This window comes from Richelia intracellularis HH01, assembly GCF_000350105.1.
Lineage (GTDB): Bacteria > Cyanobacteriota > Cyanobacteriia > Cyanobacteriales > Nostocaceae > Richelia > Richelia intracellularis.
The window spans coordinates 1-16,929 of record NZ_CAIY01000070.1; the positions used below are offsets into that span (position 1 = coordinate 1).

12 protein-coding genes and 1 tRNA gene are annotated in these 16,929 nt (G+C 34.2%); 7 read left to right on the top strand and 6 right to left on the bottom strand.

The annotated features are described in order from the left end of the window. The first annotated feature begins 883 nt into the window (after positions 1-883). The 3 genes from efp (at position 884) to RINTHH_RS07730 (ending at position 2,636) form a co-directional block, all read left to right on the top strand. Positions 884-1,447, top strand: a complete 564-nt coding sequence (efp, locus tag RINTHH_RS07720; RefSeq protein WP_008235053.1) for an elongation factor P — start codon at positions 884-886, stop codon at positions 1,445-1,447. A gap of 236 nt (positions 1,448-1,683) precedes the next feature. After that, positions 1,684-2,226, top strand: coding sequence for an acetyl-CoA carboxylase biotin carboxyl carrier protein (accB, locus tag RINTHH_RS07725; RefSeq protein WP_044304888.1), 543 nt, complete (start codon positions 1,684-1,686; stop codon positions 2,224-2,226). Positions 2,227-2,288: 62 nt separating this feature from the next. Then, positions 2,289-2,636, top strand: coding sequence for an ArsR/SmtB family transcription factor (locus RINTHH_RS07730; RefSeq protein WP_044304883.1), 348 nt, complete (start codon positions 2,289-2,291; stop codon positions 2,634-2,636). Between the two features lie 1,606 nt (positions 2,637-4,242). Here the strand turns inward: RINTHH_RS07730 and RINTHH_RS07735 are convergent. Further along, positions 4,243-4,314, bottom strand: a tRNA-Thr gene (locus RINTHH_RS07735). Positions 4,315-4,743: 429 nt separating this feature from the next. Beyond that, on the bottom strand, positions 4,744-5,760 hold the full coding sequence (locus RINTHH_RS07740; RefSeq protein ID WP_008235062.1) for a sulfate/molybdate ABC transporter ATP-binding protein: 1,017 nt from the start codon (positions 5,758-5,760) through the stop codon (positions 4,744-4,746). Positions 5,761-6,145: 385 nt separating this feature from the next. Between RINTHH_RS07740 and RINTHH_RS07745 the strand changes: the two genes are divergently transcribed. Beyond that, entirely contained in the window at positions 6,146-7,312 is a 1,167-nt protein-coding gene (locus RINTHH_RS07745; protein WP_008235065.1) for a cysteine desulfurase family protein, read from the top strand. 536 nt (positions 7,313-7,848) lie between these two features. Beyond that, complete coding sequence (locus RINTHH_RS07750) at positions 7,849-9,315, top strand: hypothetical protein (RefSeq protein ID WP_044304884.1); 1,467 nt, start codon at positions 7,849-7,851, stop codon at positions 9,313-9,315. Positions 9,316-9,926: 611 nt separating this feature from the next. On the opposite strand, the gene ndhO is transcribed toward RINTHH_RS07750, so the two are convergent. The 3 genes from ndhO to RINTHH_RS07765 form a co-directional block, all read right to left on the bottom strand. After that, positions 9,927-10,142, bottom strand: a complete 216-nt coding sequence (ndhO, locus tag RINTHH_RS07755; RefSeq protein ID WP_008235069.1) for an NAD(P)H-quinone oxidoreductase subunit O — start codon at positions 10,140-10,142, stop codon at positions 9,927-9,929. A 73-nt stretch (positions 10,143-10,215) separates the two neighbouring features. Then, positions 10,216-11,052, bottom strand: coding sequence for a DNA-formamidopyrimidine glycosylase (locus RINTHH_RS07760; protein ID WP_008235070.1), 837 nt, complete (start codon positions 11,050-11,052; stop codon positions 10,216-10,218). A gap of 232 nt (positions 11,053-11,284) precedes the next feature. Beyond that, a complete protein-coding gene (locus RINTHH_RS07765; protein ID WP_008235071.1) occupies positions 11,285-11,491 on the bottom strand; it encodes a photosystem I reaction center subunit IV in 207 nt (68 codons plus the stop codon). Positions 11,492-12,584: 1,093 nt separating this feature from the next. Here RINTHH_RS07765 and RINTHH_RS07770 point away from each other — a divergent pair. Both RINTHH_RS07770 and mraY read left to right on the top strand, forming a co-directional pair. Further along, the gene (locus RINTHH_RS07770) at positions 12,585-12,815 is read left to right on the top strand and encodes a DUF3134 domain-containing protein (RefSeq protein ID WP_008235072.1); all 231 of its coding nucleotides are present in this window, start codon (positions 12,585-12,587) and stop codon (positions 12,813-12,815) included. A gap of 88 nt (positions 12,816-12,903) precedes the next feature. Then, positions 12,904-14,022, top strand: a complete 1,119-nt coding sequence (mraY, locus tag RINTHH_RS07775; protein ID WP_008235073.1) for a phospho-N-acetylmuramoyl-pentapeptide-transferase — start codon at positions 12,904-12,906, stop codon at positions 14,020-14,022. Positions 14,023-15,027: 1,005 nt separating this feature from the next. Here the strand turns inward: mraY and uvrC are convergent. Then, positions 15,028-16,899, bottom strand: coding sequence for an excinuclease ABC subunit UvrC (uvrC, locus tag RINTHH_RS07780; protein ID WP_008235075.1), 1,872 nt, complete (start codon positions 16,897-16,899; stop codon positions 15,028-15,030). Positions 16,900-16,929: the final 30 nt, after the last annotated feature.

Genomic DNA, 16,929 nt, shown 5'->3' on the forward strand with positions numbered 1-16,929 from the left:
ATAGCATTAAAAGAATACTAAATTAAACTTTATACCATTTATTATTGCAGTATAAAAAACATATTTTTTAAATTGAATTATAAGCTTTATAAATTATTGGATATACCACTTAATAATAGAGTATTGTATATATACAATACAATGTTTAGAGAAAAAGATATTATGGAAAGTTATTATTTCAATAGAATTACGATTTATGTCGGGCATGTTATTAACCAACTAAATAAGAAAGTTATTAAACTATTCTACTAATAGATTAAACAATCTACTTTGCATGAATACAATATTTCTGATATCAATGATTTTAAATATTTTGCTTTCAATATAACCCAATTTGGCTCATTTCTATTTGGGTCTATTGTAGTAGCTTGTAGAAGAGAATGTTAGTTTTAAATAATGTGTACTTGGTATTTTTTCAATAAAAGTTTATTTGATGTTTATAGTAATCTAAAAAGAAGATATAATCAAACTTTAGGTCAATTATGCATAGGTTATGAAAATACTTTTACCGGGATAAACACCATGGTGTTTTTGGTATAGTTGCAAAGATAAAATAACAAGTTTCTGTAGCCTTTTAGTACTCACTTATATTTGATATATAAGTATAGTAATTATTACAAGTCTTATAAACAAATATAAATACATAATTACATATTAAATATTGGTTTTTAACAACTAGTATTCAAGCTGTAATTATGTATTTAATTGAATTCTGCAAATACCTGATCATTTTATGATGGATTTTTGCCAAACTTCTATAATCATACTTCCACAATTGGGCACTATATTAAGGCTTACCTTGAGAAAGCTAATAATAATAGCAAAATTATTACTTTTGAAGGGTACAATAAATGCCGATTGTCTTTCAAAAATTTAAATTACCATGATTTCCAGTAACGACTTTCGACCTGGTGTATCAATTGTAATAGATGGCTCCGTATGGCGGGTTGTTGAATTTCTCCATGTTAAACCAGGAAAGGGAGCTGCCTTTGTACGAACAAAATTAAAAAACGTTCAGACAGGTAACGTTGTAGAGAAAACGTTTCGAGCAGGAGAAACCGTTCCCCAAGCAAATTTAGAAAAAAGTGTTATGCAACATACCTATAAGGAGGGGGAAGACTTTATCTTTATGGATATGGAAAGTTATGAAGAAAGTAGATTAACCAAAACACAAATTGGTGATCGCGTTAAGTATCTTAAAGAAGGGATGGAAGTTAATGTTGTACGTTGGAATGAACAAGTGTTGGAGGTAGAGTTACCTAATTCAGTGGTTTTAGAAGTCATAGAAACAGATCCTGGTGTGAAGGGAGATACAGCAACAGGTGGTAATAAACCTGCTCTGGTTGAGACAGGGGCAACTGTCATGGTTCCATTATTTATATCTCAAGGAGAAAAGATTAAAGTAGATATACGCAATGACACTTATCTGGGCAGGGAAAAAGACTAGGGTGTCATCCTTAAGAGCTACACAGTAGGGAGGTGCAGAAGGAAAATAAACTCACCTCACCCTAAATTAAATTTGCCTATGTAAATAGGCGAGAGTATTAAATTCAGCGTGTATGCTAAATGATTGCTAGTTATGCTCCTACACAACAAGTAGAACTGAATGTTCTTATTTACCTTCTAGTATGTAAGTTTGTATATGAACTGATAAAAAATAAATTTCATGAGGTTATAAAAATAGTGTCATTGGATTTTAATGAAATTCGCCAACTCCTAGCAACTATTGCCAATACTGATATTGCCGAATTGACTCTGAAAAGTGATGACTTTGAAATCACAGTTAGAAAGGCTGTAAGTTTTCAACCACAAGAGCAGTTTACATCCACAATGGCTGGGTCTGGGATGATTGTTTCTGGCTCCTCTGTTATATCCACCGGAACTCCAGCTTCGGTACCTCTAACTGATACGAGTGGCGGTTTAGATATTGATAAAGTTACTAATGTATCTCATCAATCCTTATCAACAAGTGCTAACAATTCCAAGTTATTAGAAATAATATCTCCGATGGTGGGAACTTTTTATCGTGCATCAGCACCAGGAGAATCTCCATTTGTGGAAGTTGGTGATTGTGTGCGTAGTGATCAAACAGTGTGTATTATTGAAGCAATGAAGCTTATGAATGAAATTGAAGCTGAATTTTCGGGTCAAGTTATGGAAGTTTTGGTTGAAAATGGTGAACCTGTGGAATATGGCCAACCTTTAATGCGAATAAACCCTGATTAAGTATTAATCTTAATAATACAGACCTAAGTTGTTTGCCGAGTATCTCCGGTGGATCTATCCTGATGAAACAAACGTTGCCTGTGCCAACAGAAGTGGTGCAACAATTAGCAGAATACTTTAGCCTTTTAAGTGAGCCCATGCGTCTGAGGCTGCTGCATTCACTGCGTGATGAGGAAAAATGCGTGCAAGAGTTGGTAGAGGCAACACAAACCTCCCAGGCTAATGTGTCTAAACATTTGAAAGTAATGTGGCAGGCTGGGATCCTTAGTCGCCGTAGTGAAGGGACTTCTGCTTATTATCGAGTAGAAGATAAAATGATTTTTGAATTATGTAACCAGGTCTGTGATTGCTTAGCTAGTAGGTTAGAACAACAGGCCCGCAATTTCCGGGTTTTAAATAGTAGGAACTAAGGAGACAGATATCGAAAACATTAGCACATCAATATTCAGTTGCAACTATTTCTGCATAGAGGAAGCAATCTGCAAAATAGTAGTCTTTAATTACTAATAAGAGGTAATTATCCATTTATTAAGATTCCAATAATTCAATCTGGTAATAGATCAATTAAATTCGGAAAAAACAAAAAATTAATCTTTCAGTGAAAGATCAAAAATACTTTATAATCATTTGCATATGGGTTTAAAACTTCAATAACTTCTACATATTTTTCATTAAATACTAGCTTCAGTCTGAACTCTGGTAAAGGTAGATTTTTAACCCTATAACTAAATTTCCTACAGATAAATAAGCCTTGCCTTAGGAAGAATATTCTAATGAAAATAATTGAACCTTAATACTGGTGATTTATAATATTCTTCTGCTACATCTATGAGTTTTTCTTGTATGCTAAGTTAAGCTTTACTGTAGAAATATTTTTCTACCTTACTACTTATTTACATCTATTATTCAGTAGAATAGTATTGCTTTTCCTGCTATATTAGTTTGATTGTTGGCACTCTCACCTGTGCATCCATTCTTGCGAATAAACTGTAATATATCAAAATGAAACTTGTCTTGTAAGAGTTTTAGTTTTGTGAGCAGGAGAAATAAAATTGGTGATCATAAAGATAGCTATTTATCTCATTCTTTGAAAATAAAAGTTTTAGAATAGTCTTGAATAATAAGCCTTGCAATATTAAGTTTGGTAGAATACCATAACATCAATTTCACCCATGTAGGTAGTTATTTATGTTGGCTGTTAGGCAGCATTTGTAGTAGATAATTTTGATATATCAGTATTTAATACTAACAATATATTTTAATAAGTTTGTCAAACTAAGCATGCATCCAAATGAATTACCAATAAATAGCAGAGCATAATTCTACTAAAGAGTAGCTTTGTGGAAAACGACTAAAATATTGACTTTGAGCATCATGTTGTTCCTATATTTCTGCAATTACAGACATCAAACAATAGCAATATTTGCCGCTCCTTTTCCTCCATCCTGTGTATTCCAAGCAGGTTTTATTAACCATTAACATATTTTTCTGAGTAACTGCCCTGAATAAATAATCTGTTTTTCGTTTTCCATTTACCATAATCAAACTATCCGAGTCCTGACAACAATTCCATGTCTATAGCTTTCACATGACAAAATAGCTCGGCAGTGGCAACTATAATTTTATTTGGACTAGTATAAGCTTCTCACTTCAATATCTGATAAGTAACACCAGGATAATTTACCATCTATATGCCTTCAATTGTTAACTCCGGATCAGTTCTGCTATAGAAATTACTACTTTGAATGAAAGTATTTTCTTCATGCTTTAGAAAGCATAAGTTTAGAGTTATAACTTGCTCTTTGAATTTTAGTAAAGCGATTCACACAGCAGAAACATACTATTATCTCCATTTTGGTTATGTCATACTGTAACAAAGTAGTTAGTCAAAGAATTCATTTAAGATGATGAAATTTGGAAACAACAATAGCTTGCAAAGCCTATCATTTTAAATGATAATCCGCATACGTGAGATAGTAATTAACTATTTTGTTCATCGAAACCACTTTATTTATAAGCCGGTAGTCGGATTTGAACCGACGACCTTCCGATTACAAGTCGGATGCACTACCACTGTGCTATACCGGCACCAAAATTAGATTCCAAATATATACCCTATCATATAAACTAAAAGGAAATTTAAATTTTTTTTGAGTTAGTCTTTTTCTTTATAGAAGTAATTTTTATCATAGTTAACTACTTGGAATCTATATAATAACACTATATCAAGCTTTATTCTTAATAAATTACCATATAAACATTGTAAAAACACTAGCAAGTTTACTTTAAAAACTAGATAGGATGATAAATCTTTTTCTATTTTATACGATGGCTTTAAGCTTAGACAACATTTTTACTTTCTACTAAAGAATCCGAGCATGAGTGCAGTTTTACTAAGCCATAATTACTCAGCCTAATGCTCATTAAATAGTGGTGTAAAGCTTTTGTATTATCATTAAGATAATCATAAAATAACCTATGTATTTTTTGTTGGAGCAGTCGTGATGCTCTCAAGTATCAAATTGAATAATATAACGGAAAAGATTTTGCATCTTTTGGTTTTACATATACTCGCTGTTTTGGTTCTAAATTCAACTGATCAAATTTCTCTCGACTCAAATGTGCAGTTACCTCTTGTCCATCGTCTAAGTATAATTCTGCCTGAATTTCCCAACCCAAATGAATTAGACGCTTAACCCTTGCTGGTACAGAGGTAGCAGTTGGGGATTTTTCTACGATTACATCCTGAGGACGAAGGAACATTTCTGTGTGAGCAGAACCAAAACTATGTTTTTGGAAAATACGGGAGGTGCTAGGTAAAATATTTACAGGACCAATAAAACTCATAACAAATGCAGTGGCAGGATGATCATAAATTTCCGCAGGAGCGCCAATTTGTTCTACATTTCCTTTATTCATTACTACTATTTTATCGGAAATCTCCATCGCCTCTTCCTGATCATGAGTAACGAAAACAGTGGTAACATGAACCTCATCATGAAGACGACGTAGCCAAGCTCTTAAATCTTTACGCACTTTGGCATCTAATGCGCCAAAAGGCTCATCTAATAATAACACTTTTGGCTCTACCGCTAATGCTCTAGCTAGTGCTACCCTTTGCCTTTGTCCCCCAGATAATTGGGATGGAAAGCGATCACCCAATCCACTTAATTGAACTAAATTTAATAATTCCTCTACCCGCAACTTAATTTTAGCCTTGGGGGCCTTGCGAATTTCCATCCCAAAAGCAATATTCTGTTTTACAGTCATATGCTTAAACAAGGCATAGTGTTGAAATACAAAGCCTATGTTTCTTTCTTGTATACTTTGATAAGTTGCATCTTTCCCAGTAAGCCAAATCTTGCCTGTATCTGGCACCTCTAGTCCGGCAATTAGTCGTAACAAGGTGGATTTACCAGAACCAGAAGGACCTAATAATGCTACCAAGGAACCACTTTTAATTTCTAAATTAACTTGTTTGACAGCCTGAAAATTGCCGAACTGCTTGGATAGGTTTTCAACTATTACGCCCACCGCTTACAACCTCTACAACTAAATCTATGTTTTTTTGACAGGATTAGGGGTTAGATCTCAGATATACCACAGATTAGGAGTTATAAATACAAGCATGAGTTGTACTAGATTAGTAAAATGCTAAAGAGCAATAAAGTAGTTGATAAGGGGAATTAAATGAATTTTTGATGGTCTTATTTTATGTATTACTCCACGAAGCTACTATGACAACATAATAATTACTTCAGATACAACAAGATAAGAAAATATTACCTTCACTTTTTTTTTACATAAGTTTTAATACTATTGAAACTATGGGGTTGTATAAACTACTTATGATCAAACTACTAAACCTCTACAAAATGTTTCATTATCCTCTGTAATCCCATCACTAAATGTAGTTATCATGTCTGCTCGTCCCATTTACCTCGATTGTAATGCTACCACTCCGGTGGATGAACAAGTTCTGACTGCAATGTTACCTTACTTTACAGAACGCTTTGGTAATTCTTCCAGTGTCACTCATCTTTACGGGTGGGAAGGTGAGGCTGCCGCTCAGAAAGCAAGAGAAATCATCGCTGCAGCTATAAATGCAACCCCTGAAGAAATAGTTTTTACTAGTGGTGCTACAGAGGCCAATAATTTGGCTATCCAAGGATTGGCAGAGGCTTACTTTCATAAGGGGCAACATATAATTACTGTTGCAACAGAACATAATGCGGTACTCAATCCTTGTAAATATCTGCAGTCTTTAGGGTTTGAAATTACTGTGCTCCCAGTACAAGAAGATGGAATAATTGATTTAAAACAGCTAAGGCAAGCTTTACGCAACAATACGGTATTTGTATCAGTTATGGCAGTAAATAATGAAATTGGGGTACTGCAACCATTAGCAGAAATTGGAGCTATATGTCGGGAAAATAATATCTTTTTACATACAGATGCAGCCCAAGGTATTGGAAAAATTCCTTTAGATGTGCAGGAGATGAAAGTTGATTTAATGTCACTAACTGCACATAAGATATATGGTCCTAAAGGAGTTGGTGCGTTATATGTGCGTCGGCGTAATCCTAGGGTACAATTAGCACCTCAACAGTATGGTGGTGATCAGGAAAAGGGAATACGGTCAGGTACTTTGCCAATACCTCAAATTGTGGGATTTGGAAAAGCTGTAGAAATTGCTGTAGCCGATCAATATCAAGAGAACCAGCGCTTAGTTACCCTCAGAGATCAATTATGGTTACAAATTTCTCAATTGGATAAGATTTATCTTAATGGACATCCTACTTTGCGGTTAGGAGGAAATTTAAATGTTAGTGTTGCTGGAGTGGATGGTGTAGCCTTATTATCAGGTTTGCAGCCTGTGGTAGCAGTGTCTTCAGGTTCTGCTTGTTCTTCTGCCAAAATAGCACAATCCCATGTGCTGAGAGCTTTAGGGGGGTCACTTGATTTGACCCATGTGTCCATACGATTCGGTATAGGAAAATACAATACTGAAGAAGAAATTAATATAGTGGCAGCACATTTTATTTCTACTGTTCACAGTTTACGAAAGCAGAGTAATTTGGTGTAATTATTATGTCTGGGTCTTATTCATATTTTTGGGATGCAGAAACCATAATTATTTTTATCTAGCTCAAACTTAACAAGATTAACAGACAAGGGAATGGTAGATCTCACATTAGGTATTTTCTTGCCACGCCAATCACTAGTCAATTAAACTTTTCTCACTGGGATAATTCAGCTATTCATGATTATGCAGTTAGATATGAAAATATAGTTTGTATAAAATAAAAGTAATGCTAAATCAGATATTGTATTATTTTTAAAGTAAAACGGAATACAAAATAGTTTATCGTTGGTATTGCATAACAGAACTTTGTATCCTCATCCAAAAGCATATTTGGGTTTGTGTAATGTAACTTTTGCTTATAGGATTTGTTTGTTATTCAAGAGTTTCCCTATTAAACTTAGCTATTGCTTATATAAGCTGCTCTTGAGTTTATTAATGCTTGTTTAATGTTTAGCATTGCCCTCATCTGATTGCTGATTTTTTGTTGTCCTTATTTCTTAACATCTCTAAAAGTTGGAGTAAATATTTGTATACAAATGGATAACCATAAATCTAAAAATAAAAGTAACAATGCTAACCTATGGTTTGAAAGATTGATGGCAATTATTTCTATGGCTAATTTAAGTTTAGTTATATTTGACTTAAGTTATATTCCTTGGCGTAATTTGTATTTCAATCACTTGCCAGAACTTACCAAAAAATATGACCTAATAAAAGGTATTGAGCCTCACCGAGACACGCAAAAATATTTAGCAACAGTAGATGATCTCCAAACATCTATAGAACTTTCTGGTTTAGATTTTCCAGAAGTAAAAAATAGGTTGTATCAACTGCAAAAACTGAGTGTGGAGATGATTAATAACAATCCATTTGCTGGTGTTGGTAAAGCAGGAACCTTAGAAAAAATTAAGAAAAATATACGTGAACGTATTGCAGTTGTTACTAATGGTAGAAAAATATCTTCTTCCAAAGAAGCTTTTAAGATATTCTGGTCATATGATTACTTATCATCTAAAGGATGGGGCAAAGAAAACCTTTTTTTCAATCAGAAAATTCAACCTTTAATTGCTAGTAATTATTTCCGTCATATTGATGATAATGGTGAGTTTATTGATTTGTTTTGGATGATAGACTTACCTTTTATTGTTTTATTTAGCCTAGAATTTATAATTCTTAGCTTATGGCTAAAACATAAACACCCTAATTTTAGTTATCTTAGACTAGTATTATGGCACTGGTATAACTTATGGTTAATTTTTCCATTATGGAGGTGGATGCGCATATTGCCAGTGATATTCCGCTTGGAAAGAGCTGATTTCCTTCATGTAAATCAATTAAGACGACAAATCCAGCAGTTGATTGTTGCTAGTTTTGCTGAAGAAATTACAGAAATGGTTATTGTGAGGGTAATTAATCAGACTCAGACATCTATTAGCAAGGGAGAATTAACAAGGTGGTTGTTACAAAGAGATAATTGGTTTTCTTATGTGGATGTTAATAATATAAATGAAATAGAGGCAATAATAGAAATTTTCGTTCAAGTACTTATTTACCAGATAATTCCCCAAATAAAACCCGAGATAGATGCAATCTTACAACATGCTATTCACATCACCTTAAATCAGACTCCTTTTTACCAGAATTTCAAAAATTTTCCTGGTGTAGAGGCAATACAAACCCAGTTGGGTCAAGAACTCGTGAATCATATCACCACTAATCTTTACCAATTTCTAGTTAGTGGTTGTAAAGATCCAGTATCAACTGAACTTTCCAGTAAATTAATGGAAAGTTTCACTAAGGTCTTAGGGTCGGAAATGCAGAAGAAAAATATCCTTTCAGAAGTTCAGAACTTATTCATTGATTTTCTGGAAGAAGTCAAAATTAATTATGTACAACAGTTATCAGAAGAAGAGATCGAAGAGATATTAGAAAGAACTAGCCACTTAAAAACTCAAACATCTGTACGACATTTCTTCAACTCAAATAACTCATTGACAAGCTAAAATACATTTTTATTTAGCCAGAAGAGTAAATATTACCTATGCACTAAGTATATCCAAGAAAATATCTAAGCAGCTTTGAGCACCAGAGGTTTTCAGACAGAAAAAAGAGGATTAATACAGCTGACAAGAGTTAAAGATAGCACCCATCACTGAACATTATACTAAACTAAGGGTAGTTAATTCAGATAAAACCTGATTAGGTAAGCTCACTAGTGCATATTCCTTATCTACCTTGATTTCAAATGTTATCCAACAACTTCATTAGAAGTACTCTTATTTAATATAGACCTGGGTTATAACTATTACTGCATGTATTAACTATAAAGAATAATAATTGAGAATGTACCTTGGTTAGTTAAGATGATACTACTCAGAATATTCTTTGTTACTTTTGAAAATATGAATTAAGTCATGATTGGCAAAGTTAAATATTCTATTCGGGAACTTTACTTAATACCTATAAAAACAGAAACTAAGTTTCTTATGGTAAAAAGTGAAAATGTAATCACGCAACATTTAGCAACAGTAGACTAGAGACTAAAGTAAATGGCTATGAAGACAGACACAGCAAAAACTGTATTTATTACAATTGAGGAAATATACAGAATTAATTATATGAACTCTTCAATTTGGTCTAAACGCAACCAAATATTTGGTGTTGGTACTTTACCAAATTTGATGAGAGCATAATCATCTTTTATATCTATCACTTCCCCTTTGCTATCAAATAAGTAGGAGGGCAAACGAGAATCACTAGCTTGTGCTTCAAGGCTATTCTCTAATTTTTCGCGGATGGCGCGCACCATATTTCCTTTTTTTAGAGCCATGATTTTCTCCTTGTGGATTCTTAGATTATTAATATTGTAGTATTGAAAAATATAAATATTACTCCTATTCGCCTTAATTTTGACATTGGCGACAAAAATGACTGGAACGTCCACCTAATTTAATACGTTGAATAGAATGACTACAAACCCTACAAGGTTCTCCTGTACGGTTATAAACCCAGGCCATATCGCTATATTTACCGTTTACACCTTGAACATTGAGGAAATTACTAAAAGTAGTCCCACCAAATGCAATACTAGTTCCTAAGACTCTAATTATAGCTTCACGCAAGTCAGCAATTTGTGATCTCTGTAAATCAATACATTTGGTATATGGTAATATCTTGCCAAGAAATAGAGCTTCATCAGCATAAATGTTACCTAGTCCTGACACTGTAGATTGATCCAATAAGGCACTTTTTATGGGACGATAACTACTATTCAATTTATTGATCAAATACTCAACTGTAAATTCATCACTCAATGGATCAACTGCCAATTTTGCCAGACCTGTAATCACATTTTCCATATCAGCACTGGGATTAACTAACCACATTCGACCAAAGGTTCGCTGATCTACAAATCTCAGTTCCCAATCACCATGAAAGAATAACCTTACTCTTGTATGTTTATGTAATTTTTCATCTTGATGTAACCACAACAATTGCCCTGTCATCCGCAAGTGTACTCCCAACCAGCTACAGTGAGGAGAAAGTTGAGCAATCAGATATTTCCCACGACGGTGCCAAAGATTGATTACATTACCTTTGATTTCCTGCAAAAACTCTGTAGCAGATGCAGGCTCAGCAACTGCACGTTCTAACAGAACCTCTCCACCAATGATTTCTTGATTGAGGGTCAAGTCATTCAATCCACGACGTACCGTTTCAACTTCTGGTAGTTCAGGCATTTTAATCTAACGTAATGATTAGAGCATCAAGAAAAACTAATCTAAACCTTATTTGTAGATATTTCCAAACTAGAAAATAATGGGAAAACTATTAACCAAGAAAGGCTGAAACTACATAATTATTAAATTGAAATTCATACCCCCTTTCACATTAGTTTCCCATTATCCATATTAAGTCAAAATCTACCTTATACTTGACCTAAGATAATTCTATTCTTTATGCTTTTGACATTTACACTTCTTCAAGTTCGCTCTCAGCAAAGTTATTTGTATTTACACCACTAGCACTACCACTAGGACCGTTGTAGTTGACCTTTTCAAAACGGACAATTACAGGATACTTTATCCCGGATGTGTCAATGGAAGCAACTGTGCCAGTATCCTGATACCAGTAGGACTCCTTACGTAGAATACGTACCTTAGAACCACGTTGAACCATGATTTTTTCCTTTTGAGTTATAAATTGCCAGTAAATTAGAAGTATTTCCTCTAACTCTACAACCTGAATGTCGTCGTTAGATGTTTTATTAAGTTATTTATAGAATGGCTATCAAAATAATGATAGCCATTTTCTACCATCTCCGATGACTATAGTACAAACTTTAAATTTTCAAATCCTGACTTAAATGTTATTAAAAATAAAATTTAAGTCAGGATTTGAAAATCCAATACCAATATTTGTTTAAAACTTACTTTGGTCGATAAAACAGTTAAACATATTATAACCTAGTGTCTGATTGAGTTGAGACACTAGGTTATATTGGCTGTACTCCATTCTTAATAATATACTTATGCTTGTACGCTTATTGGCCAAACATCGCATTATAAAAAACTATTGACAAATCGTGACTATTCAAATATAATTGCGCTCACGAGTGTGGGTTACTATATTAGTATTTGTTTATTTAACTCCTAACGTTATAACATTTGACCAGTTTTGTATGGGTAAAATCCCCTTATTTATCCCCAAATACCAAAAAATCTCCTGTATGGCATTCTGTCATTCAACCATTATTACTTTCTCTATCCTGAAAAATTTGAATTGGTTGAAAGGGTTTTTGGCCGGTTTTATTAGTTATAGTTATCTGCATCTAAGGATTTCAGACTCTTAAAGGAGTTAAAACTAGTAATTAAATATTTATACAAGAAATTGATAAATTTCTTGTTGGTGTCTTTAGGCTAAATATCAAAGCCAGTTTGACTTTAAAAAGTATTTATACTGAAGGTCCTTGCTAGGGTATTTAAATTAAATGCCATATTAGCATGTCGGCTTGGAAAATGTAGGCTCTTTCAATTTAGAAGAGTTGGATAATATAGATTAAACCAACCATTTGCCAGTTATTATGGTGAAGAATAAACCTAATTTGATAGTTAATCTGAAGAGGTTCAAATTATGAATTCATTTGTCGGATTTTATCTGATCGGTATTGAATAAATAACTGGAATATATATTTTTTTTACCTAATGATAGACTCTAAAATGTCTATTTTAAAAATGTCTGTTTTGAAGTTTCTTGTTTTAAATCATTTGTTATGTTGAATTCCCCATTACGTGAAGCACCTCGAAATCAAAGGGCTACTCTGATTCCATTACAGCAAAAATCTTCTTTATTGGATTGGTTACAGGCAAGTGGTCGCCTAATTGCCCGTGATGTTCATGAGTCTTCATCTACTGTAGAAAATGGAGATGTTGAATCTATGCTGGGTGTTGAAGATGGAATCAGTTATGATGATGACGACTTCGATGATGATGGGAGTGAATAGCAGATCCACTTATGCTTGAATCTGCAAATCAACCATATCAGCTAATTAATTTTTATAGTGTTTAAGTGTGGAGTGAGAAGGGAATTCTGTGGATGCTAAATTATCTAGTCAACAACAAGTTTTAAATACTTCTGGCGTTGCCCTGGCGTCTTTATTAGCTGGTGGCATAATACTGGCAGCAATAGTTTTAGATGGAATTGCAAACAGATTGCCTTGGCAGTTTTCATCACTAACCCTGCCAATATTATTAGCTGCTGTAACCTCGGCAATTCTTGGTTATGTGGTTTTACCCTTACTGCAAACTCTCAAGACTGGACAGATTATACGCGAAGATGGGCCCAAAACACATTTAAAAAAAGCTGGGACGCCGACAATGGGAGGTATTTTTTTTGTCCCAACTGCTGTGTTGATTGCCTGTATAGGGTCTGGTTTTACAACTGATGTGCTGGCAATTTCAGCATTAACTCTGAGCTTTGGATTTATAGGGTGGATTGATGACTGGCAGATTTTGCGTTTCAAGTCTAATAAGGGTATATCTCCTCAAATCAAGTTAGTATTGCAAATCTTTTTAGCAACCGTCTTCTGTTCATGGATGATGTTTACCCAACCAGCCAGTATTACTAGTATTGCTTTGCCATTTGATATTTTTTTGCCTCTAGGCTTTTTGTTCTGGCCACTTGCTAGTTTTGTGTTAGTTGCAGAGAGTAATGCTACGAACCTAACTGATGGTATTGATGGTTTGGCAGGTGGTGTAGTGGCAGTTTCATCATTGGCATTAGGTGCAATGGTTGCTCCCACCTCTCCAGATTTGATGATCTTCTGCGCTTCCCTAAGTGGGGGTTGTTTGGGGTTTTTAGTGCACAACCGAAACCCTGCAAGAGTATTTATGGGGGATACTGGCTCCTTATCACTAGGTAGCGCTTTAGCAGGGGTAGCACTTTTAACTAATAGTTTAGTAGGATTATTTATCCTCAGTGGTATTTTCTTTGTGGAAACCCTGTCTGTAGTGTTACAAGTGAGTTACTACAAGGCAACGAAGGGTTCAGATGGGAGGGGTAAACGACTGTTTAAAATGGCGCCATTACACCACCATTTGGAATTATCTGGCTGGTCTGAGTTACAGCTAGTCGCTGTGTTCTATTTTATTGCTGAAATTCTTGCTGTTAGTGGTCTTGTGATTAACTCAAGCATGGGAACTTTGGGATAATTAACTCGATTACATAAGAATACAATTCTAATGTTATCGATTAAAATCTAGTTTTGGGAAAGCAACTCAGGGTTTTAGTTGGAGTAATATTAAGTCCTAATCAGAATTTAAAATTTGGACCTGGTAGATTCTACATTCGTGAATAATCTTACGTGTATAACCACCCATGTGTTACCTTCCAAGAATACAAGCAGCTGTACTCGTAATATGCAATAACACTAAATAATAAATTATTAACAACCCAGTAATACTTTAGTTTTTCCAAAAAGCATATTTGAGAAATATTTCTCTATTATTTGTTCACCTCATAAAAGGCTTGACCATAATTTATATGAAAACCAAATAAAAGTTACACTAAATTAGTTTCCTCATGAAACTTGAAATGCAGTGCAGTTATGATTTACTTACCACTGAATTTATAGAAGCCCATGTTGTATTCTACTTTGCAAGGCATATTAGCTATAAGATTAGAATATTTTTCTACTTTCATAGATATTAACATAAATTTGCTAGTGGAGTATTAGGATTCTGCCTGAATATGAATGATTACACTCATTAATTGCTTTTGCTTAAGCTACCAATTAATAATGCGCCGTCATTTGGTATTGAAACTAGTTACGTGCTCATGTCTGTAGTTTAGAAATAAACATGACAGAGAAATATCTTTGATTGACTAAAAAGTCAAATACTGCCAAGTATTCTTAGTTATTAACTCTCTACAGGAAACAATTATTGACTCGCTATTTTATCAAAAGTATCTTGCTAACACTCAAAATTGTTAGTAAATCTCTCCATATCAGATAAACAACTTTTGGTTAGAATTTAAGGATATGTAATAAAATTTTGCTCTTATACTTTCGTTATTTTAGGTGGTTAATCGGCAAGTATAATCATAATAATCAATTATCCATGATTATTAATATAAATATGGCGATTATTGTTTTAATTTCCTCATGAAGTATTAATCGCTGAATTTTTTGATTGATTATGGAAGAACTATTAAGATTAATTTACATGAAAATAATCGTAGATTTCTTGCGCTAAACGTGGGCCAATTCCTGGTACCTCTGACAGCTGCTTTGGTGTCGCTTGGCCAATATAACTCATGGAACGGAAATACTCTAATAGTTTTTTTTGACGGTGATGTCCCAAACCCGGAATTTCATCTAAGCCAGATTGCTTTAATTTTTGGCTACGTTGCTGGCGGTGGAAATTAATGGCAAAACGATGTGCCTCATCTCGTAGGCGTCTCAATAATTTTACTCCTGACTGTTCACTGTGAGTTTTCAAAGGTTGAGACTTGCCTGGAAGGAAAATTTCCTCTCTGCGTTTTGCTAAACTAATAACTTGTAATTCTTCTAAGAAATTTATGTTTTGCAGCACTGCAACCACCGACGATAACTGACCTTTACCACCATCAATTACAATTAGATCTGGCCAATCTGGATTACCTATCCTTTGTAATTGAGAATTTTCTATATACTTATGAAAACGACGCTGAATTACTTCAGCTAAGCTTGCAAAATCATTAGAATGACCTATAAAAACTTCTGGATTTCTGATTTTATAATGGCGATAGTGTTGTTTTGCTGGGAAGCCATCAATAAATACTACCTGGGAAGCAACTGCATTACTACCTTGAATATGAGATATATCGTAACATTCAATCCGATGAGGTAATTCTGGTAAATTTAGAACCATGGCTAGATCTCGCATGGATTGCTGATTATGATCACTCAATTTTTGCATTCTCTGTAATTCATATTCAGCATTACGCTCCACCATCTCAATTAACTCTGCCTTTGTTTGGCGCTGGGGGGATAATATATTTACTTTTCTACCTTTACGTTGACTTAAAACTTCTCCTAACATCTCTCCATTTAATAATTCATGCTGTACCAAAATTTCTGAGGGTATTTCCACAACATCTGCATTTTGGTAGTGTTCCTCCAATACTCTCTGCAAAATTGCATCTGGTTCTGCATAACCATTGGTCGTAAATCCCAATCTACCCACTAACTTACCTGAGCGAATCTGAAATAATTGTATGCAACAATGTTCTACATCTTTTGCTAGAGCAATAGCATCTCTAGAAACTTTATTATCAGGAAGGGATACTTTTTGTTGAGTATTAAGGGAATTTAGGCTAGAAATTTGATCCCTGATTCTTACACAAGTCTCAAAATTCAGGGTTTCTGCTGCTTGATGCATTTGTATGGTCAGGATTTGTACCAATTCTTGGACTCTTCCCTGAAATACCATTGCTATTTTCTGTACAACTTGCCTGTACTCTTCTGGAGAAATTAATTGTTGGCATACCCCTGGACATCTTCCCAAATCATAATTTAAACAGGGACGATCTTTAAATAGGGGCTTTTGTCTTTGTCGTAGAGGAAAAATACGTTTACAAAAGCGTAAAATTTCCCGTAGAAGATAGTAATCTGTATAGGGTCCATAATACTTGTCCTTAGCTTTACCCAATTTACGATTACGGGTCATAAAAACCCGGGGATAATTTTCCGACCAAGTAATACAAATATAGGGATATCTCTTATCATCCTTAAGCAAAACGTTGAAATATGGTTGGTGCTGCTTAATTAAATTTGCTTCTAAAGCTAAAGCCTCTGCCTCAGTATCAGTAACAATAAACTCAATTTCTGTCACCTGTCTTACCATATTAGCAATGCGATTACTCAAGTTTTGGGATTCGCGGAAATAGGAGCGAACCCGCATTCTTAATTTACGTGACTTGCCTATATATATAATACGACCATTACTATCACGCATAAAATAAACTCCTGGTTCTATTGGGAGCTCTTGTAAACGTTCTTCTAGGATTTCGGGTACTTTTATAAGTTCTATTGTTTGTGCAGACATAGTTACAGCCGAAATACAATAGTTATTACA